General features: G+C 49.8%; 15 protein-coding genes and 1 riboswitch. Of the genes, 6 read left to right on the top strand and 9 right to left on the bottom strand.

Going from position 1 to position 26,808, the window contains the following annotated elements; all coding sequences use genetic code 11:
* Positions 1-3: 3 nt before the first annotated feature.
* The 5 genes from RF679_RS15565 to glyQ form a co-directional block, all read right to left on the bottom strand.
* Complete coding sequence (locus RF679_RS15565; RefSeq protein ID WP_309481544.1) at positions 4-939, bottom strand: M48 family metallopeptidase; 936 nt, start codon at positions 937-939, stop codon at positions 4-6.
* Between the two features lie 321 nt (positions 940-1,260).
* Positions 1,261-1,995 (bottom strand): lysophospholipid acyltransferase family protein, encoded by a 735-nt coding sequence (locus RF679_RS15560; RefSeq protein WP_309481543.1) that lies wholly within the window; start codon positions 1,993-1,995, stop codon positions 1,261-1,263.
* 63 nt (positions 1,996-2,058) lie between these two features.
* Entirely contained in the window at positions 2,059-2,622 is a 564-nt protein-coding gene (gene gmhB / locus RF679_RS15555) for a D-glycero-beta-D-manno-heptose 1,7-bisphosphate 7-phosphatase (protein ID WP_309481542.1), read from the bottom strand.
* Positions 2,623-3,667: 1,045 nt separating this feature from the next.
* Positions 3,668-5,752, bottom strand: a complete 2,085-nt coding sequence (glyS, locus tag RF679_RS15550) for a glycine--tRNA ligase subunit beta (protein WP_309481541.1) — start codon at positions 5,750-5,752, stop codon at positions 3,668-3,670.
* A 67-nt stretch (positions 5,753-5,819) separates the two neighbouring features.
* On the bottom strand, positions 5,820-6,797 hold the full coding sequence (gene glyQ / locus RF679_RS15545; protein WP_309481540.1) for a glycine--tRNA ligase subunit alpha: 978 nt from the start codon (positions 6,795-6,797) through the stop codon (positions 5,820-5,822).
* A gap of 319 nt (positions 6,798-7,116) precedes the next feature.
* Here glyQ and RF679_RS15540 point away from each other — a divergent pair, with 319 nt between their 5' ends.
* The 6 genes from RF679_RS15540 (at position 7,117) to RF679_RS15515 (ending at position 15,295) form a co-directional block, all read left to right on the top strand.
* Entirely contained in the window at positions 7,117-8,067 is a 951-nt protein-coding gene (locus RF679_RS15540; protein ID WP_309481539.1) for a cytochrome c, read from the top strand.
* A 235-nt stretch (positions 8,068-8,302) separates the two neighbouring features.
* A complete protein-coding gene (locus RF679_RS15535; RefSeq protein WP_309481538.1) occupies positions 8,303-8,650 on the top strand; it encodes a hypothetical protein in 348 nt (115 codons plus the stop codon).
* Between the two features lie 85 nt (positions 8,651-8,735).
* On the top strand, positions 8,736-9,563 hold the full coding sequence (locus tag RF679_RS15530) for a head GIN domain-containing protein (RefSeq protein WP_309481537.1): 828 nt from the start codon (positions 8,736-8,738) through the stop codon (positions 9,561-9,563).
* A gap of 127 nt (positions 9,564-9,690) precedes the next feature.
* Positions 9,691-10,311 (top strand): 3'-5' exonuclease, encoded by a 621-nt coding sequence (locus tag RF679_RS15525; protein ID WP_309481536.1) that lies wholly within the window; start codon positions 9,691-9,693, stop codon positions 10,309-10,311.
* Between the two features lie 833 nt (positions 10,312-11,144).
* A complete protein-coding gene (locus RF679_RS15520; RefSeq protein ID WP_309481535.1) occupies positions 11,145-11,912 on the top strand; it encodes a hypothetical protein in 768 nt (255 codons plus the stop codon).
* 68 nt (positions 11,913-11,980) lie between these two features.
* Positions 11,981-15,295, top strand: a complete 3,315-nt coding sequence (locus tag RF679_RS15515; protein ID WP_309481534.1) for a S9 family peptidase — start codon at positions 11,981-11,983, stop codon at positions 15,293-15,295.
* A 77-nt stretch (positions 15,296-15,372) separates the two neighbouring features.
* Here the strand turns inward: RF679_RS15515 and RF679_RS15510 are convergent, their stop codons facing one another.
* From RF679_RS15510 to RF679_RS15495, 4 genes are all read right to left on the bottom strand, one after another.
* Positions 15,373-16,524, bottom strand: coding sequence for a site-2 protease family protein (locus tag RF679_RS15510; protein WP_309481533.1), 1,152 nt, complete (start codon positions 16,522-16,524; stop codon positions 15,373-15,375).
* A gap of 250 nt (positions 16,525-16,774) precedes the next feature.
* Positions 16,775-19,960 (bottom strand): putative Ig domain-containing protein, encoded by a 3,186-nt coding sequence (locus RF679_RS15505; RefSeq protein ID WP_309481532.1) that lies wholly within the window; start codon positions 19,958-19,960, stop codon positions 16,775-16,777.
* A gap of 75 nt (positions 19,961-20,035) precedes the next feature.
* Positions 20,036-20,122, bottom strand: a riboswitch (cyclic di-GMP riboswitch).
* A 223-nt stretch (positions 20,123-20,345) separates the two neighbouring features.
* Positions 20,346-20,753 (bottom strand): response regulator, encoded by a 408-nt coding sequence (locus RF679_RS15500; RefSeq protein ID WP_309481531.1) that lies wholly within the window; start codon positions 20,751-20,753, stop codon positions 20,346-20,348.
* A gap of 119 nt (positions 20,754-20,872) precedes the next feature.
* Complete coding sequence (locus tag RF679_RS15495) at positions 20,873-26,770, bottom strand: PAS domain S-box protein (RefSeq protein ID WP_309481530.1); 5,898 nt, start codon at positions 26,768-26,770, stop codon at positions 20,873-20,875.
* Positions 26,771-26,808 lie beyond the last annotated feature (38 nt).

Raw genomic sequence — 26,808 nt, 5'->3', positions numbered from 1 at the left:
AGTTTAGAGTTGTGGTAACCCCGCCACCGCCACTTCTTTCAAGCGCTTGCGTGCTTCGTCGTAGCGCGGGTAGATGCGTTCGACTGTCGCCCAGAAAGCGGGACTGTGGTTCATTTCTATGCGGTGCGCGAGTTCGTGGGCGATCACATAGTCGATCAGGTCGGGTTCGAGATGCACGAGGCGCCAGTTTAGACGGATCACACCATTCGACGTGCATGAGCCCCAGCGCGTGCCAGCGGAACTCAATTGCATATGTTTGTAATCGACACCAAGTTGTTCTGCGAGCTCAGGCATGCGCTGGCTGAAGATCAGTTTGGCCTGTTGCTGCAGCCATGCTTTGAGACGCGTACGGCACATGGTTTCGTGCAGCGGGTCGTTGGTGTCGACCGGCAATTGTATGCGTAATTCGGTGGTGCCGTGGTCGACTGTAATCTTGCTACGCCCTAATTCGAAACGCATGCGGAAAGCATCGCCGAGCAGAGGGATGGTCGCGCCATCTTCGAAGCGTAGTTGGCTGGCTTGGCGTTGACTTTGTTGTTCACGTTTAGCGCGTAGGTGCTTCAAAATCCATTCTTGTTTTTCGAGAATCGCTTGTTCAATTTCGCTGAGGTTGACCCATCGCGGTGCGGTAATGCGCAAGCCTTCATCGCCAATCAGAAAGCCGATGCTGCGGCGTTTGGAACGACGCAATGTGTATTCGAGTACGACATCGCCAAGCAGAATTTTTTTGAGTTTGCCTTCGCTTTCGCTTGAATTGTTTTGTGGGTTTGGTGATGCGTTTGGTGAAACTCCAGAAGGCTTTGGTCTGCGTGGTAGTCCTTGACGTGGTGCGGAAGGTTTCGGATCGGGCTTTCTTTCGACCACAAACAAATCGCCAAACAAATCGAGTTGTAAGGCGCGTTGTAGGTGTGAGAGGAAAGAGGCTTTATTGGCTGTCATGGTAGCTGGGGTGACGCATGGTGACTCGTGGTGCGATGACCGTCGGCTTCATAAGGACGACGATCGAGAACCATCATAGCAAATTTTGAGGAGCGGGGTGCGCGGGCCGCCAAAAACAAAGGCGCCGCTGAAAGAGTAGCGGCGCCTTGAATTCGATATTGGGTGAGTTTGTTAGACGATGGGTTGATGTCTTGTCATTCCCGCGCAGGCGGGAATCTAGTGGCGTGAATGCCGAAAGACGCTGGATCCCTGCCTGCGCAGGGATGACGCCTCAGTGATCAGGTTTCAAGTTTTATTTTTTTGCTTTTATTTCCTACGTGCTTACTTGTAGACATCAGGTGAAATCACGCGCATTTCGGCCTCGATCCACTCTTCGACTTTGCTCATAAACTCCGTGGCGTTCATGCCTTCGGCGTACATCGGTTTGCCGACCGAGACGGTGATGGTGCCGGGGCGTTTGATGAAAGAATTCTTCGGCCAGCATTCGCCAGAATTGAGTGCGATCGGAATGACTGGTGTATCAGTTTCGATCGCTAAACGTGTGCCTCCGCCTTTGTAATTACCTTTTTGACCGACGGCGATACGCGTGCCTTCCGGGAACATGATGACCCATTGACCATCGGCTAAACGTTGACGACCAATCCGCACCACTTGGGCGAAGGCGTCTTTGCCTTTACTGCGATCAATTGGAATCATCTTCAACAAAGCGATGCCCCAGCCGAAGAAGGGGATATACAAAATAGATTTCTTAAACACAAACACTAATGGACGTGGCGAAGCCATCAGCAAGAAAATCGTTTCCCATGCCGATTGATGCTTGGATAAAACGATGACGGGGCTATCAGGAAAATTCTCGAATCCTTTTTTCTCATAGCGAATGCCACATATGACTTTGGCTGCCCAAATAATGAACACATTCCACAGTGCCGTCGCACGATAACGTGCGTTGTAAGGTAATGGCGCAAACAGAAAGCAAATCGGCGCCCAAATGACGGTAGCAGTGATCAGCACCAAAGTGAATAAAAGTGAGCGAAGAAAACAAAATGCGGTGTACATGGAGTTCCTAAATAATGCGTCGTGCGCAGAATGGTCTGTATCAATAAAATCGTTTGAGAAAATCTAGTTTGATTCTTCGGTCTCGCTACTCAGCAAAGCTTCGACCATGGCGGCCAAATCAGTATGAATTTGCGTGCCTGGCGGTAGTCCGCCTTTGTTGAGAGTTCCTTGGCCTTTGCCGGTTAACACTAAGTTAGGCAAACAACCGACCACAAAACCCGACTGCAAATCCCGCAAGGAATCGCCCACACAGTGAACGCCTTTCAGTGAGACGTCGTAGCGACGCGCGATTTCTTGAAGCATGCCTGGTTTCGGTTTGCGGCAATCACAGTTATCGTCCGCGCTGTGCGGGCAGAAGAAGACAGCGTCGATATTGCCACCGACTTGCTCGACTGTCGCATGCATCTTTTGATGAATCGTATTGAGCGTCGACATGGTGAACAATTTACGCGACACGCCGGACTGATTGGTTGCCACGACCACGGTGTAACCCGCTTGATTCAAACGTGCAATCGCCTGCGCCGAACCAGGAATCACATGCCATTCATCGGGTGATTTGATAAAGGCATCCGAGTCATGATTAATGACGCCATCGCGGTCGAGGATGATGAGTTTTTGTGGTGTCATATTCGTCTATCGTCCATTCGAAGGCTCTTCACGCAGAGCGCACATCTTTTAAATCAAAACCTCTCAACACAGAGGCACGGAGACACGGAGAAAAGCAGGAGAAAGGCAGCGTTCTTTGGATTGGCTTTTTTGCCGATTTTGTTGTCTTCCTTGCGCCAACTCGCTGCTTCACTGTTTGATGGTTTTGGTATTGCTTGTAACCAGCAAACAATTTGCCTCTAAACTCCCTTCTCTCGCGGGCGGGAGAAGGGTTGGGGATGAGGGGCATTCAGATTGCTGCAAACTATGTTGAATCTTTCTTGCTATCGATAGAATCCAACTGGTTTGAATGCTTCTGCAGTTTTTGAACTACCCTCACCCTAGCCCTCTCCCGCCTGCGGGAGAGGGGATTGTTACTGTTCTAATCTACTGTCCAGCGTGCTCAAACTTCCGAACCGCGCGGGTTGCACCCGCCCTACTTTCTTAAAACCAAAACCTCTCAACACAGAGGCACAGAGACACTGAGAAAAGGAGGAGAAAGTGTTCGTTTTTAGATCACTTTTTCTGCCTATTTTGTTGTCTTCCTTGCGTCAACTCTATGCTTCACTGTTTGATGGTTTTGGTATTGCTTGTAACCAGCAAACAATTTGCCTCTAAACTCCCTTCTCCCGCGGGCGGGAGAAGGGTTGGGGATGAGGGGCATTCAGATTGCTGCAAACTATGTTGAATCTTTCTTGCTATCGATAGAATCCAACTGGTTTGAATGCTTCTGCAGTTTTTGAACTACCCTCACCCTAGCCCTCTCCCGCCTGCGGGAGAGGGGATTGTTACTGTTCTAATCTACTGTCCAGCGTGCTCAAACTTCCGAACCGCGCGGGTTGCACCCGCCCTACTTTCTTAAAACCAAAACCTCTCAACACAGAGGCACAGAGACACTGAGAAAAGCAGGAGGGAGAGTTTATTTTTGGATCGGCTTGTTCTGCTGATTTTGTAGCTTTCTCCGTGCTACCTCTGTGCCTCTGTGTCTCTGTGTTGAGCGGTTTTATCTTACCGCCCAAGGTTTTTTCTACGCAGCTAACTTCGAGATATCCGCAACTTGGTTCAACATGCCATGCAAAGATGCGAGCAAGGCTAAGCGGTTGTTGCGCAGTGCGAGGTCTTCTGCATTGACCATCACGTCATTGAAGAAAGCATCGACACCTTCACGTAAGGCTGCCAAGGTTTTCAAAGCGCCGGTGAAGTCGCCCGCCGCATAGGCTTGATCAACGCTTGGTTTAACGTCGCCCATGGCTTTGTAGAGCGCTTGTTCCGCCGCTTCCTGTAACAGACTAGGGTTGATTTCGCCCGGTGTGCCTTCGGCTTTTTTCAAGATGTTGGTGATACGTTTGTTCGCGGCTGCCAAGGATGCGGATTCTGGCAAGGCGGCAAAGCTTTGTACTGCTTGCAAGCGTTCGACGATATTGTCCAGGCTGTCTGGGTTTTGCGCGACCACCGCTTCGACTTCGTTTTGTGAGAAACCGCGTTCACGCAATTGACCACGTAAACGATCGTATAAGAAGTTCAGAACTTCCGCACTTGGATCTTTGAAGTTGCTATTGCCTGCAAACAGAGCGACGGCAGCGCCAAGCAAAGCTTGCAAAGAAATCGTCAAGCGTTTTTCGACCAGCATACGCAAGATGCCCAATGCATGGCGACGCAAAGCGAATGGATCTTTGTCGCCCGTTGGTTGCAAGCCGATGCCCCAGATACCGACTAAGGTTTCGAGCTTGTCTGCGAGCGCAACTGCAGTGCCTGTTGCGGTGGCTGGTAAGGCGTCACCTGCGAAACGTGGTTGATAGTGTTCTGATGCAGCGGCAGCGACTTCAGCATGTTCGCCGTCGTGTTTCGCGTAGTAAGTGCCCATGATGCCTTGCAACTCTGGGAATTCACCAACCATGTCGGTCAACAAATCGGCTTTGGCCAACAAGGCACCGCGTTCTGCGAGGGCGACATCGGCGTTGATCAATTTGGCGATGGCACCAGCCAGTGTTTTAACGCGTTGTGTGCGTTCTGCTTGGCTGCCGAGTTTGTTGTGGTAGACCACATTGGCTAACAATGGCAAACGGTCGGCCAAAGTTTTTTTCTTGTCTTGTTCGAAGAAGAATTTCGCGTCGGACAAACGCGGGCGTACCACACGTTCATTGCCTTGAATGATGTGTTCTGGCGTGTCGGTCGCTAAGTTGGAAACGATCAAGAAACGTGAACGCAATTTACCTGCAGCGTCAGTGACGGCGAAGTATTTTTGGTTGGTTTGCATGGTCAGAATCAAACATTCTTGCGGCACCGCCAAGAACTCTTCTTCGAAATGGCATTCGTACACGACTGGCCATTCAACCAAAGCAGCCACTTCATCGAGCAAAGATTCTGGCATCAAGATCTGATCGCCATTGGCCTTGGCCAATAAAGCTTGGCGAATTTGTTCTTTGCGTTCTTCGACATTGGCAGTGACTTTGCCTTCTTCTTTTAAGGCGCGGTTGTAGTCGTCAGCATGATTGATGGTGACTGTGCCTGCGGATAAGAAGCGGTGACCTTGTGTGCTGCGGCCAGCGCTCAAACCCAAAGCGTTCAAGTCAACGATGTCGCTACCGTGCAAGGCGATGATGCTGTGGACCGGACGCACAAAGTGAACCGTGGAACCATCTGGACGTTGGTAGCTCATCACTTTTGGAATCGGCAATTTGGCGATGGCGTCTTCCAACGCCGCCTGCAGGCTCGCTGCTAATGCGGTGCCTGGTGCGGTGTAGCTGTAGAAGAAGCTTTCAGCCTTGCCATCCACGGCGCGTTCTAAGTCGCTTACCTGCAAATTGGGGAAACCAAGTGCCGCCAATTTCTTCGCCAAAGGTGCTGTTGCATTGCCGTTCGCATCAAGCGCGACAGCAACTGGTAAAACTTTCTCACGAATTTGTTTGTCTGGCGAAGTCGCACGTACTTTGGTGATGCTGACGGCTAAACGGCGTGGGGAGGCAAAACTCGTCGCGACGGAATCGGCTTCCAAAAAGTCGCGATTTTTTAAGCCATTGACGATGCCAGCGGCGAATGCTTCACCTAATTTGGCGAGGGCCTTTGGTGGCAATTCTTCAGTGAAGAGTTCAACTAAAAGTGTTTGGTTCATGTTCGATCTCAATTTATTCTGTGAGGACTGTCCTGAAAGTCCTTCGTTGTCTTTGATCCTGATAGGCTTATGCAGCCGCTTGCGCCGCCTTGGCAATTTGTGCCTCGATCGCCGCCATCGCATCGCGCTTATGCTGATCATCTTCCGCACACATCGGGAAGCCCAACTGATAGCGTGCTGACAAATAAGCCGAAGCCACTGCACGAGACAAGTTACGAATACGGCCGATATAAGCCGCGCGTTCTGTCACCGAAATCGCGCCACGTGCATCGAGCAAGTTGAAGGTGTGCGCTGCTTTCAAAATCATTTCGTAGGCAGGCAAGGCCAAGGATTTTTCGCTCACGTCGAGCAAACGTTTTGCTTCTGCTTCGTAGTTGGTGAATAAGGAGAACAAGAAGTCCGTGTTGGAATATTCAAAATTGAAGGTCGATTGTTCGACTTCGTTTTGGTGATACACATCGCCATAGGTCAAGCGCACGGTCTTGCCATTTTCTTCGCGCTCAGTCCAGACGAGATCGTAGACGTTTTCTACGCCTTGCAAGTACATGGCGAGACGTTCAATACCGTAAGTAATTTCGCCGAGTATCGGTTTGCAATCAATGCCACCGACTTGTTGGAAGTAGGTGAACTGAGTGACTTCCATGCCGTTGAGCCAGACTTCCCAGCCCAAGCCCCACGCGCCCAGCGTTGGGTTTTCCCAATCGTCTTCGACGAAGCGAATATCGTTTTGTTGCAGATCCAAGCCCAGTGCCTTCAAGGAACCGAGATAGAGATCCAAAATATTTTCTGGTGCAGGTTTCAACACCACTTGGTATTGATAGTAGTGCTGCAGGCGATTTGGGTTTTCGCCGTAGCGACCATCTTTCGGACGGCGTGATGGTTGCACGTAGGCCGCACGCCATGGCTCAGGGCCCAAGGCGCGCAAGAAGGTTCCCGTATGCGAGGTGCCGGCACCCACTTCCATATCAATCGGTTGCAATAAAGCGCAACCTTGTTTGTCCCAATAATCTTGTAAGGTCAAAATAATTTGTTGAAAAGTGAGCATTGCTCTTCTGCCTTTATGCGGTGATGCGCTTCTGCTATCAGCGTTGAAAGTGCTGAATTTTGTAGCAGGCGCGCGTGATTTTTCAAACCTTCCATTTTAAAGCCTTTTGCTCTGGCGCGGCGCAGCAAACTTAGCTTTTGAGCATGAAAGTGTGAAAAACCAAGAGAATTGCGTGCAAAACGAATTTCAGGGCAGCAAGACACATAACTTTTTTGAAATATTTAGCCGATTCGGCTGCTATGATCGCGCTTGTGTTGAATCTCTTGTGTTTGATCTGTGTTGTTGGATCTGTCCGATTTAAAATTGGGAGGCTAGAAATATGCATCGTCTGTGTGGTTATGCCAGTACCGAAAAAGGCTTCATTCGTGCATGGCTTCAGCGCTTAGCAAGCGGGATGGCTTTGGCTTCAACTTTGTTATTGGGACAAACCGTGGTCGCTGCCGGTATAGATGGTGTCTCCGTCACCGCTTCATTGCTGGAGCAGACCGGTGCGTCAATCGACGAGCCACGACTCGAGGTGACGGCGGGCGGTAAAACGCTGTCACTGAGTCGTTCTGAATTACTGTTGCGCTCACAAGTGATTACGGTTCAAAAAGATTCGGCCTACCAGCGCACCATGCAATATCGTGCCGTTCCTATATCGGTTCTATTGCCCTCGGCGGCAGACCATGCCTCAGTGCAGTTTGTTGCGAGTGATGGCTTCGTTGCTAATATCGCGGGTCAGGATCTCGCTGGAGTTGGGCAAGCTTATTTAGCCATCGAGGAGCTGGCCCATCCTTGGCCACCCATCGATGCGAATAATCCGCACAAGACGGCAAGCGCAGGTCCGTTCTATTTGGTCTGGTTAGATCCCGTGGCGGGCAAGATCAGCAATGAGCAATGGCCGTATCAAGTGGCAAAGATTCGCGTTGAACAACCCCTGTTGCAACGGTACCCCCGATTGGCGCCAGCGCAAATCAACGCCTCTGCACCAGCGATGCGGGGCTTGCAGGTTTTTCTCAAAAATTGCGCTGTGTGCCACAAAATGAATGGTGCAGGCGATGCGGAAATCGGCCCCGATTTAAATTTGCCATATAACCCCACCCAGTATTTTCAAACCGAGTTTTTGCGTAAGTTAATACGACAACCGTCAGCAGTGCGCACGTGGAAAACCTCGTTGATGCCAGGCTTCGATGTGAAAACCATCAGCAATGCGGAGCTAGATGATTTGTTGAGTTATCTGAAAGCCATGGCAAAGTCGCAAAAACACGAGAGCGTGAAGCGGCAGTAGTAGGAGATTGTGTGGTTTGCCAATCGGATTTCCTGCAACACTTTGCAAGGCTTCGCCCCCGAATTGACACTTGATGCCGCGTTTTGTGCAGTTTGTCGCAATGCGCTGGTACTTGACGAGGGATCTTCTTACACTGCAGCCATAGAGAAAGCGATCACTTCATCGATCAGCAAGAAAATGAAGCGAAGCTTTTGGTTCCAGTCAAAGAAGTTCATAGTCGAAGAAGGGGAATATCATGAAAACAAATAAACGTGGCTTGTTAATCGGATTTGTTGTTTTGTTTGCTTTGTTGATGGCAGGTTTCTTCGCCACCGGTGGTTCACATATCGTGATTGATGGTGATGAAGTGACAGGTGTCGGTGGGATTGCAGGTTTGTTCATCGGATTGTTGGCCGCCTTCATTGGTGTGGTGGTGGCACTCAGTGTGACCGGCATTGTCCTCGCTAGTGTAGCCTTGGTCGTGGTGGTGGTGCTGGTTGCGGTGTTGGGTTCTTTCGCTCTCGCTGCGGTACCGTTCTTGATCCCATTCTTGATCATCTATGCACTGTATTGCTTGTTCAGAACCAAACCAAGAACAGCGTAATTGAAATGAGGTGCCATCCCGAGAACGGTCATGGCACCTTTGCTTAACGGTGAGGCGAATATGAAGAGATATGAAGGCGTTAAAGATGTCTCACTCATTCCAGCCAAATATTCATAGCGAATACCTACATAATTTTCCAAAAGGTGAAGAGATGAGTTTCAGTGATCGATTCGGAATCCGTCGTGCTCTCGTTTTGTCGGCTTGTATCGCCATCGCCGCGCCTGCCAGTGCGGAGTGGTTAGGTAATTGGGGCCGTGCAGTAGAAGGCTCAGGCAAGCTCGTCACCCAAGAGACGAAAGTCAAAGATTTTCGTGCCATCGCGATCAATGTGCCTGCCAAGGTTGAACTCAAACAAGGCGAGACTGAAGGCGTCAGCATTGAAACCGATGACAATATTCAAGCCATGCTCGAAGTGGTCGTCGAAGGCAATACCCTAAAGATTCGCACAAAAGAGAAAAATGTCTATCCCAAGACACGTACCTTTAATGTGGTCATCTACTGCAAAAAGATTGATGACATCGCCTTAGATAGCTCAGGGCGTCTCAGTGCTAGCAAATTGAATGCGGGCGATTTGCGATTGCGTCTAGGCGGTTCAGGTGATGTGGCGATTCAGGATTTGCGCGTTGACACATTGCGTGTTTCGATCGGCGGTAGTGGTAGCTTCGTGGCAGCAGGAAGTGCTTCGCAAATTGCTGGTTCTATCGGTGGTTCTGGTTCCATGAATATGGGCAAACTAATGGCAAAAGATGTGCGGGTGAGCATCGGTGGTAGCGGTAGCGTTGAAACATGGGCGACCGATAACCTGAATGTCAGCATTGGCGGTTCCGGTAATGTTGAATATTACGGCGACCCACGTGTGACCAAGGCCATTGGTGGTAGTGGCAATGTGAACCGTAAGGGCAGTGCACCGTAAATTAGGAGTGCAAAACCAGATTGGTCAAAGATCTGCGTGAATACGAAGAGCGAGCGCGAAAAAGTGATCGCTCTTTTAGTTTGTGATAGTGCTGGGGTATGATGTCGCCTTTCCACGCCCCAGCATCATGACTCAACAACTCACCACTGATCCAGCCTTGCCTGCTTATCAAGGCATTGCCGAACATGCCGCCATCGTCGTGAAAGACGCAGCACAGCTAGAGCATGCGCGCGTCATCTTGAGTGCAGCAAAAGTCATCGGCTTTGACACGGAATCTAAACCCACCTTCATGCGTGGCCAGATTTCGGACGGGCCACATTTAGTGCAGCTGGCGACAGAAGATTTTGCTTTTCTTTTCCCCGTCGTCAGTGATGCGCAAGTGGCCTTTTCTCAGGGGCTTTTGAAGCAGATTCTTGAGTCAAGCCAGATTCTCAAAGTGGGCTTTGGTTTGGGGGACGATAATCAACGCTTACTCAAAAAACTCGGCGTGAAAGTGCAAAAAGTGCTCGACCTATCACGCGCTCTCAGTACCGACAAAAAGCGCCAAATGGGTGCCAAAGCTGCAGTAGAGAAATATTTCGGTCAGCAATTGCAAAAGTCTAAACGTATCTCCACCTCCAATTGGGCTTCGCCCACACTCCACCCCAAGCAGATCAAATATGCGGCTGATGATGCACAATCGGCGTTATTAGTATATCGTGCGTCCTTACAGGTAGGAGACCTCGCATCAACCTACTGCGCGACCTGATTTTGAACCTGCGGTGCTCGCTGTACTCAAGTACAGCTACGCTCCTCGGTCCAAACTCAGGCCGCTCGCTACGGTTGCTGTCATCAACCCAGTGTGTAACCTGATTTTGAACCTGCGGTGCTCGCTGTACTCATGTACAGCTACGCTCCTCGGTTCAAACTGAGGCCGCTCGCTACGGTTGCTGCCATCAACCCAGTGTGTGACCTGATTTTGAACCTGCGGTGCTCGCTGTACTCAAGTACAGCTACGCTCCTCGGTCCAAACTCAGGCCGCTCGCTACGGTTGCTGTCATCAACCCAGTGTGTAACCTGATTTTGAACCTGCGGTGCTCGCTGTACTCATGTACAGCTACGCTCCTCGGTTCAAACTGAGGCCGCTCGCTACGGTTGCTGCCATCAACCCAGTGTGTGACCTGATTTTGAACCTGCGGTGCTCGCTGTACTCATGTACAGCTACGCTCCTCGGTCCAAACTCAGGCCGCTCGCTACGGTTGCTGCCATCAACCCAGTGTGTGACCTGATTTTGAACCTGCGGTACTCGCTGTACTCAAGTACAGCTACGCTCCTCGGTTCAAACTGAGGCCGCTCGCTACGGTTGCTGTCATCAACCAGTGCGCGACCTGATTTTGAACCTGCGGTGCTCGCTGTACTCAAGTTCAGCTACGCTCCTCGATCCAAACTCAGGCCGCTCGCTGTATTCCCGTATTGCCGCGCTGCGCGTTAAATTTGGGTGCACTTGGAAGATGCATTGAGGTCTGGGGGATTGGGAACTCTATGAGCACTTTTTGGTCTCAGAGTTTATGTAAATTAACCTACATCGAAATTAGGATATTTATGCGTAATCGTATTACCGCAGCACTCATCTCGGGTCTGCTTTTGAGCGCTTTTGCTGGCACGGCACAAGCAGATGGACTATCAGATTTGAAGGCGGCCCTTGCGAAGTTGCAGGGTTCTGCGCCTTTGAAGGCAACCGTTGAGGCGCGCACTTGGAATCGTCAAGGCGATGGTAAAGATCTTGAAGAAACTTCGGGTTTGGCATCCGTTAGTTTGGAAGAGAGTGCGCGAGGTTTGCAGGTTTTATATAGCAAAGACACACTCAATAAATTAGATGCTGAAGAACGCGCCAAAGAAAAAGATAGTAAGGCAAAAACGCCGACTTTGAATGCGCTCAGTGAAGTCAATTCCTCCGCCTTGCGCCCTATGATTTTTGCAGGCCCCGCATTAACTCGGATGATGGAGAAAGCCAACTTCAAGTCGGAAAAAGCAGATACGTATAAAGGGCAAGCCGCGCGCGTGTTGAGTTTTGAATTTTCTATCGACAAGCTGTCTGAACGTGAACGTAAGTTCATGAAAAAGTATGAAGGTTTGCTCGATATTTGGATCGCTGCCGACGGCACACCTCTGGGTTGTAAGGCGACCCAAAACATTCATGGGCGTGCATACGTCGTGATCAGTTTCGATATCCGAAATGAAGAGGAGTGGACCTTTGCGGTGGTCGGTGATCGACTCGTCGCGACCAGAAAAGAGAATCGTAATAATGGTTCTGGTATGGGAGAAAAAGGCGAAGGTAAGGTCGTTAAGACTTTGCAAATCCAAGGCTAATTGGGGGCGTTAACTGCCTTAATTTGCGATTGTTGCCGTCAATTTGTGGTTAATCAGCGCGTCCTAGAATGAAGCGCGAATTTTTGAATCTGGAGAATAAGTTGAGAGACTTTGCTAATCAACAGTTGAAAGTGGACCGTGTTCCATTCGTGTTTCGTTCTAGTGTCGGCGTTGCGGCGACGGCCTTGGCTTTAGTGCTGGGGACCGCGGCGCCGCATCAGGTTTTTGCGCAAGAGGCAACGGCAAAGCTAAAAGTAAAGGCGGAAACGCCCATCGAAGCGGGCGTGAAAAAACTGATTACGCACGACGTGTATGCCAATTGGCGCAGTATTCAGACTCCCGTCTTGAGCCGCGATGGTCAGTGGGCCGCTTACGCTTTACATGGCCAAGAGTCTGACGGGGAAGTCGTCGTCAAGAATTTGCAAGATGGGCGTGAATGGCGCTCGCCACGTGGCGCGAATCCTGTGTTCTCGTATGACGGACGTTATCTCGCTTTTGCGATTACACCGACCCGCGTAGAACTCGATAAGGCCAAGAAAGAAAAGAAGAAACCGGAGGATGCACCGAAACCAGGTCTCGGTGTCATGGACTTGAGCAGTGGTAAGGTCGAGAGCATCGAACGCGTGAAGAAATTTAGCTTCGCTGAAGAAGGTGCGGCCGTGGTCGCTGCCCTGCTCGAACCGGTCAAGGAAACCAAGAAAGAAGTAAAATCAACCGCAAGTGACGCAGAGTTCAACGCAGGTGCTGAGGATGAAGATCAAGCTACTCCGGCTGCTGCAGCGGCAGGCGCGACGAAGAAAAAAGAAGCAGGCACGGAATTAGTGATTTGGGATCTCGCCACGCAGAAAAAGCATAGCTTGCATGAGGTTGCTGATTTTACGTGGAATAAAAATGGCAGCGCTTTAGCGTATTCGGTCTCAACAAAAGAAGTCACGAAAGATACCAGCAAAGATGCCACTAAGGACGCCAAAGAGGCAGCGAAAGAATTAGCGAAAGAAATTGCAAAAGAAAGTGGCAAGCCAGCACAGGGGGAACTCAATAAATCTGAAACAGCGGTCGCGGCTGAAAAGCCGGTAGTCAAGGAAGATAATCCAGCAGATCAAGAAGGTGTGTATCTATGGAAGACAGCAGAACAAAAGTCTGCGCCGGTTTTGAAAGGCGCTGGTACTTACAAACATCTTCGTTTCGATGATGAAGGTAAGCAATTGGTTTTCATGAGTAATCGTGATGACCTTGCTAAGAAAAAAGCGGCCGAAGCTGTGACAAAGAATGCTGCACCAGCGGCTGAAAACGTCGCCAACAAAGATAAGGTCGTCGCCAAAGTCGATGACATTCAGCCGCAGTATGCAGTCTATTATTGGTCAGAAGGGAAGGCTGAGGCGCGTCTATTGGTCAATGCCAACAGCCTTGGCATGCCAGCGAATACCGCGCCTAGCGAGCATGCTGATCTGAGTTTTAGCAAGGATGGCCAACGGCTGTTCTTGAGTACCGCGGAGGTGGTGAAACCAGAGCCGAAAAATGCCCCAGAGCCGATGAAAGTCGACTTGTGGCACTGGAAAGATCCTGAGCTTCAATCAGTGCAAAAGGTCAATGCTGAACGTGATAAGCAAAAAAATTATCGCGCCGTGGTGCATTTGAACGATGGTCGTTTCTTACAGTTAGCGCATAAAAATATGCCGCAACTGATGGTCAATGAGAATGCGCAATTTGCGCTCGGTATTAGCAGCTTGCCTTATCGTCAGTTGATGTCATGGGATAAGCTGTACTACGACGCCTATGCGGTCGATTTGTCGACGGGCCAGGCGAAGATGTTGATCGAAAAAACGAGCAGTATGCCGCAGTTATCACCTGCAGGTAAATACATCTTGAACTTTGACGCGAAGAAGAGTCAATGGTTGGCCTACGATACGAGCAAAGGCCACAAGATCGATCTGACCAGCAAGATTAAGACCCATTTTGAAGATCAAGAACGTGATACTCCGGATCTCAAACCTGCTTATGGTGTGGCAGGTTGGATGGAAAATGATAGCCAAGTCGTGCTGTATGATCAGTTTGACTTGTGGTCGATCTCGCTCGCTGATCTCAGCGCGAAAAATGTGACTTCTGGATGGGGGCGTAAAAACCAGACCTCTCTGCGTTATGTATATTTGGGCGACGGTAAGCGCTCGTCCGAAAGTAGAGTGCTGTCGAGTAAAGAGCCATGGATTCTGTCAGCTGAGCACGACGTGAGTAAAGCCACAGGCTACTATCGCCTTGATCCGCAGGCTTTGAATACTCCGGTGCCGCCGACGCGTTTGTTGGCGGCAGATAAGTTGATTTCCGGTCTAATGAAGGCAAAAGACAGTGACCGTGTGCTGTTCACCCAGCAGACGTTTACCGAATTTCCTGATTTGTGGACGAGTGATTTAAATTTGACGAAGCCACAGAAAATCAGCCAAGCCAATCCTCAACAGACGGAATTCAATTGGGGTACGCAAGAACAAATCGATTACGTCAGCGCTGATGGCAAGAAGCTCAAAGCTTTGATTGCGAAGCCGGAAAATTTCGATCCTAAGAAAAAGTATCCGATGATGGTCTACATCTACGAAAAGATGACGGATAACTTGCATCGTTATGTAGCGCCCGCGCCAGGGCAGAACATCAATGTGACGCGTTATGTCAGTAATGGCTATATCGTGTTGCGCCCCGATATAGTCTACACCACGGGCTACCCTGGCAAGAGCGCGATGAACACGGTCCTGCCAGCGATTAAAACGGTGTTGGCGCAAGGCTATGTCGACCCTAAACGCGTCGGCATTCAAGGGCATAGCTGGGGAGCGTATCAAATCAATTATTTATTGACGCGCACCGATATGTTCCGCGCTGCTGAGGCAGGCGCTTCGATGGCCAACATGGTCAGTGGCTATGGTGGTATCCGTTGGGGCGCAGGCATTAGCCGTGCCTTCCAGTATGAACGTGGTCAAAGCCGTATCGGTGGCACACCTTGGGACAGCGCTGCTAAGTACGTCGAGAACTCACCGATCTTCCAAATCGATAAGGTGAAAACGCCGTATTTGACGGTGCATAATGACGATGATGATGCGGTGCCTTGGTACCAAGCGATTGAGTTCTTTACGGCCTTGCGTCGCTTAAATAAGGAAGCTTACTGGTTCAACTACAACGGCGAAAAACACGGCTTACGGGATCGTGACAACATTAAACATTTCACCGTGCACATGGGTGAATTTTTCGATCACTATTTGTTGAATAAACCTCGTCCAGAATGGATGGATAAACCAGTGCCGTATCTGGAACGCGGCAAACGCGATGTGATGGGGATGTTTAAGCCGGTTGAAACGAAGAAGCCTGAGGATAAGGCGGCGGGTAAAGCAGAGAAACCTTAAGCGGAGTGATCAAACAAAAAAAGGGGCTCAATACGATGAGCCCCTTTTTTCTTATGAGCGAATTTTCGCTCATAGGCTTAATTCCGCAAAATTGCCATCGGTGAAGACATCAAAGGATCGCCCGATTGAGCGAAGTGCCACATGATGAAGAACAGCACGGCGAAAGTCGCCAAGTACCAAATGGTCGACACAATTTGACCATAACGATTGAGTGGTAACAACAAGCTATGCTTGCGGTGACGCCATTCGACCACAATGTCTAAGGTGCCGATAAACAAGATGAAGGCTAAGAAAAAGTAGCCGATTGAATAGCTCACGAAAATGCCGAGCACACTGGCAAGACTCAACAGTACAGTGGCCACCCGCGTACTAGCAGAAAACGCGATGCTCTTGATCACATGACCACCATCGAGTGGCAGTACTGGGATCATCTGAATCAGATTTAAGAAGGCATTAAAGTTCGCCAGTGCTGCCAGATAAGTATTGTCGGTGAAGAGATAGGCGACCCATAGTGCGAGCGAGAGTAGCATGCCGAACGTTGGTCCCATGATAGAAATTACAACATCCTGCCAGCGGGTATTGAGCTTTTCATCGGTGACCGCCATGCCACCGAAGAATGGAATCAAATAGAAGCCTTTCGTTTTTAAGCCAAAGTACTTCATCGCCCGCACATGACCATATTCGTGCACGACCAGACAAGCGATCAAGGCCAGCGCAAAGTGGAAAGAAAAGATGGCGCTATATGTGGCCAAGGTTAAACCGGCTAAGGCGAATTTCACAAATTTGGCGCTCTGGAGCAGCTTAAGGGCGAGGGCGACTAGGGCGAAACTTTTGCCGCTGGACTTTGTTTCTTTCGCGTGTTGCTCAAGACTTTCGGTAGGTGTTTCTCTTTGTAGATCTGATGCCGTACGTTGACCACGCTCGATTTCGACATCGTTCTGAAAGAGCTGATAGTCGACGCGAAAATCCTGCCATTGCACATGAAATTCAAGACGGATCGTAATGGCTTCCACTGGCTTAGCAGTCGTCTGATCGATCTCTTGACTGGTGTGGTTGGCTGGATCATGGTCTGGTAAGACCCTAAATTCATAGGAAAATGGGCCTTCATTGTCAGCACTCGCGGGACGCTGTCCAACAATGTGTCGATCCCAAGTGAGTTGCTGCCAACCTGCCATCGAAGCGCGCAAACGTAAAGGCTTTCCCAGGCAATGCGTACTAATTAATTCCACGATGCTATCCGTATTTCAAAGATGAATGAAGGCGCATTGTAGGACAAATCGCCAGATCTCGAAACCCGTACTTGGCGCATGAGTGCGTGAGGTAAGTGACTGAGGTAAGTGAGTGAGCGCCAAAAAAAAGAGCCCACCGAGAGAGGTGGGCTGAAGTGCTGTTTCACAAATACACTACTGGGAAAAAATTACTACATCACATCTTCACTACTGCACTACTTTACTGCCTTACATCTTTGGGGGAGGAGATTCATTTTGCTGCAATTGTCACTGGCACATTAGCCGTGGCAGTTCGTCCAGCAGAATCTGTTACCGTCACTTTCAGCGTATAGCTGCCAGCCACCGGTGCCGGCCAATTGGTGGTGATGGTGGTGCCGCTCATCACCATCGACATGCCCAATGGAACACCAGAAATAGAGACTGAGATATAGGCCACACCCGGATCAGTGATGGTGATCGTACCCGTTAAAGCTTTGCCAACGACGCCAGTTTGCGCAGCTGCAGTGATCACGGGACCCGCCACAGTGATCACAACCGTCATCGTCGCTTGTCCACTCAGACCAGTTTTTGTATCTTTCACTGTCAACACGACGTTGTAGGTGCCCGCAACAGGTGTCGTCCAGCTGATGACTCCTGTCGTTGAAACGCTCATGCCGCTTGGTGCGCCAGTGAGTGTGTAAGTAAGCGGATTCGTGGCGCTGACTAGCGGCGTAAAACTCAAGGCTTTGCCTACGGTGCCAGACACCGTCTGCGCAGCGACTGTTGGCGCAGGAGGATTGACGATACTGACGGTGAAGCTCGCTTGTCCACTTGAGCCCGTGACTTTATCTTTGGCGACAATGGTCACCGTATAGTTGCCTAACACTGGCGAAGCCCAGCTTACAAGTCCCGTACTAGCAATCGTCATGCCGCTTGGTGCCCCAGTCATCGTGTAAGTAACTGGATTAGACGCGGTCACTTGTGGTGTGAAACTTAAGGCAGTACCAACTTTGCCACTAATTGATTGTGCGGTGACGATAGGAGCAGGCGGATTAACAATGGTAATGGTATAGATGCCCGAGCCAGTCAAACCACTCACGGCATCTTTGGCTGTGAAAGTCACGGTGTATTTTCCGAGAATCGGAGCAGTCCATGTGACAGCACCGGCTGAACTAACACTCATACCGCTAGGTGCGCCAGACATAGTGTAAGTCACTGTATTCGAGGCGACCGACGTGACATTGAAACTGAGGGCTTTACCTACCGCGCCACTAATGCTCGTCGCGGCGATGGTTGGTGCCGGTGGGTTGACCACCGTCACTGTGTAGATGGCTTGTGCAGTTAAGCCAGTTTTGCTGTCTTTGACGATCACTGTGACAGAGTACTTGCCTAATACAGGAGCGGCCCAGCTTACGGCACCCGCTGTGCTGATAGTCATGCCAGTAGGGGCGCCGCTCAAGCTATAGGTTAAAGGATTGGCACCGCTTGCTGTCACCGTAAAACTCAGGGCCTTACCGACAGTTGCATTGATACTCGCCGCTGTAATGCTCGGTGGCACCGGCGCAGTAATTTTGATCGTCAAAACTGCTTGAGAACTTAAGTTGGCGACGCTATCTTTTGCGGTCACCGTAACAGTATAAGTTCCGACCACGGGGCTTGCCCACGTCAAAATGCCGCTTGAGCTAATTGCCATGCCCGATGGTGCACCTGTTAAAGTGAAACTCAAAGGATTGCTACCGGTGGCCGCAACGGTGTAGCTCAAGGCCGTTCCACTGACACCGCTGATGGTTGCGGCTGTGATGCTGGGCGGTGCCGCTGCGGCGCCAGCATTACTGAGTAAGTTCAACAAACTCGTGACATTGGGTGTGCCAAGCCCAGTGACTTGGTCATATCCAGTCTTGGTAGAACAGGTGGCGCAAGTACCATGACTACCGCTAGTGATATCCAAGAATGCGCTACTGTAGTTACCGGCAACACTCGCGATATTTCCATACAAGAGGGTGTGTGGTGCGCCGATTTTGGCTTTGCCGGTGAGCGCACGATTGGCATTCGCGATCGCGATCAAACCAGCCCATTGAGGAGTGGAGAGACTTGTACCGCCAGCACTAATCCAATTCACCGTGCTGCTACCCGGCGTCATTGAAGCGACATACTGTCCTGTCGAAGGATTGGCGTTGAAAGCTACGTCAGCGACGGTACGACGCACGGCAGTGCCCATGCCAGGAACGCTGCTTGTTTGGTATTTTGGTGTTGCGAGGTAAGCACTGATGCCACCACCAGTTTGGCTCCATGCGACTTCACTACGATTGCCGGTGCCACTGTAAGTGAGTGAGGTTCCACCAATCGCAAGAACGTTGCTGGAAACGGATGGCCATTCAACTTCCATACCAAAGTCACCTGTTGCGGCCAAGTAGCTCATGCCAGTGGCGGTGAAAGCACTATCGTAGGCGCTAGTCCAACTTCCTTCTTTTGCACCAAAGCTCATTGAGACGACGCCAGGCCCCATCGCATTGGCCAGCTTGACCGCATTAGTGAGGCTATTTACGCTGGCATCTGGAGCCTCGATCAGAACGATGCGAGCGAGTGGGGCGATCGCGTGTACCCATTGCACGTCCAAAGAAATTTCTGTGGCCCAACCGGAATCATAGGCTGGTGCAGTGCTCGTCATGGCGCCTGCGGCAGTGCTGTAGACAATCACCAGATCACAGGCATTCGTGCTGGGCGCTGCCAGTGGCAATGTGGCGTTGGTTGCGACTGTCTTTGTAGTGCAGTTCGGCAGAGCAAATTTTTGATTGAAGGCGGCAAGCTCCGCTGCGGTGTTTGGATTGTGCATGGCGTCAACAACATAGATCGTCTGGCCTGCGCCGAGGGATGCAGCTTGCGCCGCAGTGTACGTTGTTGTGCTCGGTAAGGCTGGTAAGCCGTAGGCAGCACGGACTTGCGCTGGCGTATAGGTTGCCACCATCGCTGTTGCTGCAGGCGGAGGTGCAATACCTGCTTTGATCATGGCAGCGTAGTTGTCCTTCTGGATTTGCAATCCGCGCTGAATTTCTGTGAGAGGAGCGCCACGTTGCGACAAATTTAAACTTTCAACATTGACGGCTTCTTGACGTGCTTTTTGATGAGCACTGTTACTGATTTTTTCATCGATAGGTTCTGGCAACACGACCGGAGCAATGTGGAAGGAAGCCCGTGCCATTTCTTTGGTCGCATCAACGCTCGGGAGTTCCTCGCGGAACTCAAGCGTTGCACTCGAAATCGGTGCAGGTGCTGCGGAGGCGCTGACGCTCTTGGCTTGCTCAACTTCGCCACCACTACAGGCGCTCAAGTTCATCAATAAGAACGCCGAGGCTGCCAACACCAAAGAGTAGGACAAGGTCCCTAACAATGCAGATGTTCGAACCTGTTCAGCATTCGCGCTTTTTTTAACTGTGCAAGTTGGATGTGAATTTGCCATTGGCGTCTCTCAGAAAAAAAGAGAGAGCTACGCTGAACAAATAAGGAGCTTTCGCTGGCTGGTACGACTCACTTATTTGGCAACCCCGCTACCATTGCATCGATGTGCTTTAGGCCGGAAGCTTTGCGTCCTCGTTTTTCAACGAGTTTGCCCTCTTGAAACTTAGAATTTGTTAGATGTAGTGTACTGAACTTTTCGCGCTTGAGTTTACTTTCTCACCCCCGCACCACACTGAAATTTGCAAACAAATGTCAAAATGGTGCATAAAATTCAAGCATTATTATTGAATTAAAAACGCTTTTAAAACGAGCGTGATTTTCTTTAACTTGGTGAAGATGCTTCAAGCACCCTCAGTACCCCAAGTACCCCAAGTACCTTATATACCTTAGGCACCAGCAACCGGATTCGACATGATTTGTCGTAGATGATCCAATTTGATCGGTTTCAAAAATGCACCAATGATATTGAGGCCATCATCACGTACGACTTTTTCAGCGATACTCAAGATGTCACTATCGATCCCGCTGACCAAGGCGACTCGCCCTTTGAAATCAGTCTTCGCTAATTCGGTCAGAAAGCTCATTCCATCCATATCCGGCATCAGGATATCGCAGATTAGTACGTCAGGCGGGACACTCATTTCCTTTAGTACACGCAAGCCATCATTACCGTCGCTGGCTACACGAATTTTGCTAATGCCGAGTTCTTCAAGCATACCAATCATGACGTCTTGACTGAACTCATCATCGTCAAGGATCAGTACAGTTGGTTTGTCGTTTTGCTGGGTACTCATATTGATCTCCCTCGTCCTTTTTATCAAAATTGTTTGGTTCAGATTGAAGCTTTTTATTTCGAAATCGGTTTTACTATAATCTATCCTACTATCGATCCAATTTAAAGGCTTGTGATTCCTTATGCTTTAGTTTGCAAGAAAGCTTCTATCTTCGCTTTGCAGGCTTGATAGGTCGTTATCAACTCAGGCAGAGTTGATTTGCTGTCACGAACTCTACCGTCCCTTCCTGCATTTTCTAATTGTTGGCAGAGTTCTCCGAGCGCCATCGCACCGACCGACCGTGATGCTGACTTGAGTGTGTGTGCGAGATTTTTGATTTTGTCTGCATCCTCGGTTTCAATGGCGAGGCGAATTGCTTCAATTTCGCTATCACCTTTCAAGAGATATTTACTTAACAAGCGACGTTGCAGCGACGGATTATCGCCAATCAGCTCGGCCAATGCGCCCGCGGACCAAACCGGATAATCGCGACTTTCTTCGAGCAGTGTGCCTACTTCGTCTAGTTCTTGATTGAGTTCTTCGCTGACCTGATTTTGCTCTTTGGCTTTTGAACTGAGAGGCATCCACTTGTGCAACATTGAACGCAGCTCATGTAGTCGCAGTGGCTTTGAAAGATAGTCGTCCATACCATGATCGCGACAACGTTGTGCCTCGCCTTGCATCGCATTTGCTGTAATAGCGATGATGGGTGAGTGCTTTGTTTTACCTTCGAGCGAGCGAACTTCTGTAGTTAATTCGAAGCCATCCATGTTGGGCATATGGCAGTCCGTCAACAACAAAGCGTAGCGACCGCTTTGCCATTTGCTCAGGGCGATGGCACCGTCCTCGGCGGTTTCAGCCGCATAACCGAGCAAACGGAGTTGTTCCAACAAGACCTCGCGATTCGTTTCATTGTCTTCTGCCAGTAGGATCAATTGACCATGCTCCAAAGCTTCCTCGACACTCAAACTCGTGGTGCTCTCGAAGTGAGTTTGTTCTTGTAAGCTTTGTAGACTATTCGCCGACAGGCGGCCGCTGGCGACGGCGATTGTGCTCACCAACTCGAAGTAAAATAGCGGCCAACTATGGAGCTGCAGCGCATGTGGTATGCGCTGTACGCCATTTTTTTCAGAGAGCTCAACCACAGTGAATGATCGATCAATCGGTGGAAGTACGATGTCGCCTTCAAAGCTGAAACTATCAAGGAGCACGACCGTGGTCTCTGGATGCTTCTGTAACGCAGGCGTCATGGCGTCGAGGCTTTCGACGATCAAGAGTTTCGTTCCAGCTGCCGCAAGATAGGTCTGAAGCATCGTAGTGCAGCTATTGCGTTGACTGACCAAGAGTACCGAAACACCCTCGATATTCGGTATCGGTGGTGCCATCCGATCAACCGGTTCTTCCGTCGCTATTAATGGGAAGGTAATGATAAATTCAGAACCTAGTCCTTCGGTGCTGCTGACCTTTAACTTTCCCTGCATTAAACTGACCAGACGCTGTGTGATCGATAAGCCCAGCCCCGTGCCACCAAATTGCCGGGCGGTGCTGGCATCGGCTTGGGTGAACGGTTGAAAGAGCTTGGCTAAGACTTCCTCGCTCATACCGATACCATGATCGATGATGTGGAACTCTAAATAGTCCTTTTGATCGACGTGGCTGGCATGCACGTGCAGCATGGTTTCACCGCCGTTTTGAGGCGTGAATTTGAGCGCATTTCCAAGCAGATTAAAGAGAATCTGACGTAAGCGAGTTGGGTCGGATAGGACCCACTTCGGTAACTGTGGGTCGACGAATAAAGAAATGCGCAGATTCTTACGTTGCGCCACGTTCAACATCAAGCGAGCGACGTCTTCTACCACATCACGAATCGAAGTAGGGATGGTTTCGATCACCAATTTACCGGCCTCAATTTTTGAGAAATCGAGAATGTCATTCAAGATACCTAACAAAGCAACGGAGGAGCTTTGTATGGTCTCCAACATGTGTCGTTGTTCTATCGTGAGTTCAGTCTGTTGCAAGATATCGACCATGCCAACCACTCCGTTCATCGGCGTGCGAATCTCATGACTCATATTCGCTAAGAATTCCGACTTCGCACGGTTGGCTGCAAGTGCGGCTTCTTCCGCCATTTTGCGATCAGTGATGTCCGAATTGGTCCCGGTCATCCGAATCGCGCGTCCTGATGCATCTCTAGTAGCACGTCCCTGGCTGAGAATCCAACGCCAACTACCGTCTTTATGTTTGAGTCGGACGATAGAGCGTACCTCTTTTGTAGAATCCTTGAAATGTTCTACCAGTTGCTTCACAAAAGCATTGAGGTCGTCGGGATGAGTGATGGCATTCCAGCGCTCACGATTGGTAGGAAGCTCGGTCTCGGTATATCCCAACATCTCCCACATGCGCGGTGAGTGATACAGTTCGCCAGTGACGATATCCATGTCCCAGATCCCCTCATCTGCGCCCTGAACTGCGAGCTCAAATCGTTTTTCACTTTTCGCCAACGCTTCTGCTGCACGCTGGCGATCAATCGCGATCCCCAATAAGCTAGCGGCTTGTTCAACGAAATGAAGTTCATTCGCATGTGGTTGATGTGGTTGCGGGTGATATATTGAGATCACACCAAGAATTTGGCCATTGCTCGCGAAGAAGGGTTGTGCCCAGCACGAACGAATTCCTGCTTTGAGTGCGAGTTCGCGATGATCTTTCCAGTACGGATGGCTCTCGATATCTTCCACGATCACACGTTGACCAGTTGCAGCGGCTGTGCCGCCACTGCGGACACCATCTGCGATCTCGATAATCGCTAGTGTATCCGTGTATTCTTTGGGCAAGCTCGGTGCCGCGGCAAGTCGCAAATATTGTTGATGATTATCGGTGAATAAAATACTGCACCACATATCCGTCTCCACTGCCTCTAACTCTAAGGCCATGGAAGTAGTGAGTTTGCTTAGATCGGTATCGGCGGTGATCAGTTGCAAGATCTTATTGCGGAACTGTTCATATAGGGCGTGTTGCTTGCGCTCAGTAATGTCGGTGCGCACCGCGATGAATTCTTTCGGTTGTCCGTGCTCATCTTTGAATGCGACGATGGTCGAATCGACCCAATACAACTTACCGCGTTTGGAGCGATTGCACATTTCCCCGTGCCAAGCCTCGCCCCGCAAGACGGTGTCATACATGTCTTTGAAGAAGCTTTTAGGATGCACGCCAGAATTGATGATGCGATGATTCTTACCAAGAAATTCCTCACGGCTATAGCCACTAATTTCTGAAAAGCGACGGTTACCGTAGGTGATCCGGCCATTACCATCACAGATACTGACAATTGCATGTTCATCGAGCACGAATTTCTGTTGCCGTAAGGCTGCGAGTGCGCGTTCTGTCGAGGCTGCGCTTTCTTGTAAATCTTGGGTTTTTTGTGCGACCAGCATCTCCAATCTGTCACGGTATTGAGTGAGTTCTAACTCACGTTGTTTTTCTTCAGTGATGTCTTTGATAGAACCTTGCAACGTTAGTGGATCGCCATTCTTATCGTAGGTGAAGTGTCCGCGGGCAGAGACCCAGCAACGTTTACCATCGACTGGCCGTATCACTTCGTAGTCGAGATGGAAGTTGCCATCACCATTGACGACCTCTTGATAATGGTCGAGCGCTTTTTGACGATATTCTGGTGCGATGATGTCGCCCCATGTGGCAATCGTTTTAGCCTCATCTGCGCGAATACCAAAAATTTCATCCATCATCGGTGAACCGCGCCATACACCTTTGCTGATATCGGTGACATAGGAGCCAATACGTGCCGTACGTTGTGCGTCATTGAGTAGTTCTTCGTTTTCCTTCAAACGAAGTTCGATTTCCTTGCGTTCGGTGATGTCTTGAATGACGCCGTCTAATGCAAGAGGGCGTCCTTCAGCATCATAGCTGAAGTTGCCAATACCCATGATCCATCGCACCGCGCCATCGGATTTGCGCTTGATTTGATAGTCGAGATTGAACTCTTTATGGTCTTGCATGACTTGTACAAAATGGTTTTGTACTAGGTTTCGATGATCAGGAACGACTAAGTTGACCCAGGCCTCCATATTCTTGGTGGCACCGGCGTCAATGCCGAAGATGTCATCTAAGGTAGTAGAGCATTGCCATTGGTCTTTAACGATGTCGTAAGTGTAATTGCCTATCCTTGCTGTATTCTGTGCCTGCAATAAGGCTTTCTGGCTACGCTGTAAGGCGAACTCAGCTTCTTTGCGACTGGTGATGTCGGTGCGAATGGAGACATAGCGTTCGACACGTCCTGTTCTGTCGAAGAAGGGCGTAATGATGGTGTCAACCCAATAGTATTTGTTCTGGCGACTGAGGTTACAAATTTCGCCGCGCCAAGACTTACCGGCACTAATGGTTTGCCACAGCCCACTCCAAAATTGCTCGTCATGCACACGTGAATTGACGATGCGGTGGTTGGAACCAATCAATTCTTCGCGTGCGTAGCCACTGATTTCACAGAAAGCATCGTTGACCGAGATAATGGTGCCCTTGCGATCCGAAATTGAAACGATGGCGTGCAAATTAAGTGTCGTCCGTAGCGCTTCGCTGTCACGGATCGCTTTTTCTAATTGATCTAAGGTGTGTTTGCGCTCAGTGATGTCACTGCAGATAAACATGTATCCATCGAGATCACCATGACGATTTAAGATATTTTGTTTTTCGATTTCCAACCAATGTATGCGACCGTCTTTTGATTGGTTGCGGGACTCAAGATGGTGAGCGTTAAGCTCATCAAACTGAGTGAGAAATGCTTCGAAGCTGGCCATTTCTTGTTCTGGATCGTGCAGTACATCGGTGATCGTTCTTTCTCGAATCTCTTCCAAGGTGAAATGGGTGATGCGGACGACACTGGGATTGATCCATTTCACACGACCACTTAAATCTGTGAATATCACTGCGTCGTTGGTATGGCGGACGGCTTGAGCGAGTTTTTCCAACTCCTCCGTCATTTCAGCAGCAATATGCTCGGCACTGATTTGCATATTGCCTTGTTTCCAAATCATCAGTGAAGCAAGAAGACTGATTAGGCTTCCACCGAGGAACAATAGAAACGCGCTCAGTTCGTCGATTTCTTTTTCAAGTTGTTTGCTACTTGATGTATAGAGCGTCAACCGCCTCCCATGGATCTCAATAGTTTCGGTGTGATTGAAACGTCTGACGCCGTCAACGTTATTTTTCAATACGTTTTGATGATCAGAATCGTACAGAAGCGCGTCAAGATTGCCGCTCTCTACAATATCAAATAATTCGAAATCAATACTTTGAGCCTGATGTTCGTTAATCCCTAGAAGTAAGTCTTCAACGACAATGGGCGTCGAGACCAAGTTCATTAACGCGGCTCGTCGTTCTTCGACCGTGTTGGTGTCGGCCCCCATGCGATAAATGGGATAGAAGATCACTACGCCGCTCGTTTGGCGATGATCCTGCACCAAACTGATTGCTCCCGTCATTTGCGGGAGCCCTGTATCAATTGCCCTCTGTAGTGCTTCGCGTCGGATTGGCTCCGATCCTAAATTGAGCCCCATGGCTTTGGCATTGCCATTGAGTGGCTCGACATAACGCACGACGTAAAGGTCAGGATAAACATTATTTGACAGCTCGCGAAGGCCGAAATCCTTGAGGCCCTCTTTGCGTTGCTGTTCTATGAATGCAGCAAGTTCAGAACGTTGAACTGGTTGTAACAAACTAAAACCGCGTACTCCAGGGAATTCTCTTGGAAGATCGTGATTGTTGAGTGCTGTTCTAAATACCTCGTGGTTCAAGTGTGGGTGGACATAGACTAGTGCTTTGATACTCGTCATGCCGTAGATGGGTGTGGAGAAGCGGCGTTTGATCTCCTCAATAATGTGGTCTTTGGCGTCCTTATATTCCTGCTCGACGGTTTGCACATTGCTCTGATAACGCTCATGGGCGAGTAAGCCTGAAAAGAGGGCTCCGATGCAAAAGACGAAGAAAGGGAGAAGAGTCTTTCGGAAGGCTTGAGAATTCAAACGCATAAACACAACCTCGTGAGGAGAGCGTGGAACGAGCGACT

The organism is Undibacterium cyanobacteriorum (assembly GCF_031326225.1).
GTDB lineage: Bacteria > Pseudomonadota > Gammaproteobacteria > Burkholderiales > Burkholderiaceae_D > Undibacterium > Undibacterium cyanobacteriorum.
This window is presented reverse-complemented; position numbering and strand designations above follow the sequence as displayed.

Coding starts and splice junctions, on each gene's coding strand:
- RF679_RS15565 (WP_309481544.1), bottom strand. CDS start 939: ATGACAGCCAATAAAGCCTCTTTCCTCTCACACCTACAACGCGCCTTA.
- gmhB (WP_309481542.1), bottom strand. CDS start 2,622: ATGACACCACAAAAACTCATCATCCTCGACCGCGATGGCGTCATTAAT.
- RF679_RS15540 (WP_309481539.1), top strand. CDS start 7,117: ATGCATCGTCTGTGTGGTTATGCCAGTACCGAAAAAGGCTTCATTCGT.
- RF679_RS15520 (WP_309481535.1), top strand. CDS start 11,145: ATGCGTAATCGTATTACCGCAGCACTCATCTCGGGTCTGCTTTTGAGC.
- glyQ (WP_309481540.1), bottom strand. CDS start 6,797: ATGCTCACTTTTCAACAAATTATTTTGACCTTACAAGATTATTGGGAC.
- RF679_RS15515 (WP_309481534.1), top strand. CDS start 11,981: ATGAAGCGCGAATTTTTGAATCTGGAGAATAAGTTGAGAGACTTTGCT.
- RF679_RS15495 (WP_309481530.1), bottom strand. CDS start 26,770: ATGCGTTTGAATTCTCAAGCCTTCCGAAAGACTCTTCTCCCTTTCTTC.
- RF679_RS15535 (WP_309481538.1), top strand. CDS start 8,303: ATGAAAACAAATAAACGTGGCTTGTTAATCGGATTTGTTGTTTTGTTT.
- glyS (WP_309481541.1), bottom strand. CDS start 5,752: ATGAACCAAACACTTTTAGTTGAACTCTTCACTGAAGAATTGCCACCA.
- RF679_RS15500 (WP_309481531.1), bottom strand. CDS start 20,753: ATGAGTACCCAGCAAAACGACAAACCAACTGTACTGATCCTTGACGAT.
- RF679_RS15505 (WP_309481532.1), bottom strand. CDS start 19,960: ATGGCAAATTCACATCCAACTTGCACAGTTAAAAAAAGCGCGAATGCT.
- RF679_RS15560 (WP_309481543.1), bottom strand. CDS start 1,995: ATGTACACCGCATTTTGTTTTCTTCGCTCACTTTTATTCACTTTGGTG.
- RF679_RS15530 (WP_309481537.1), top strand. CDS start 8,736: ATGTCTCACTCATTCCAGCCAAATATTCATAGCGAATACCTACATAAT.
- RF679_RS15525 (WP_309481536.1), top strand. CDS start 9,691: ATGACTCAACAACTCACCACTGATCCAGCCTTGCCTGCTTATCAAGGC.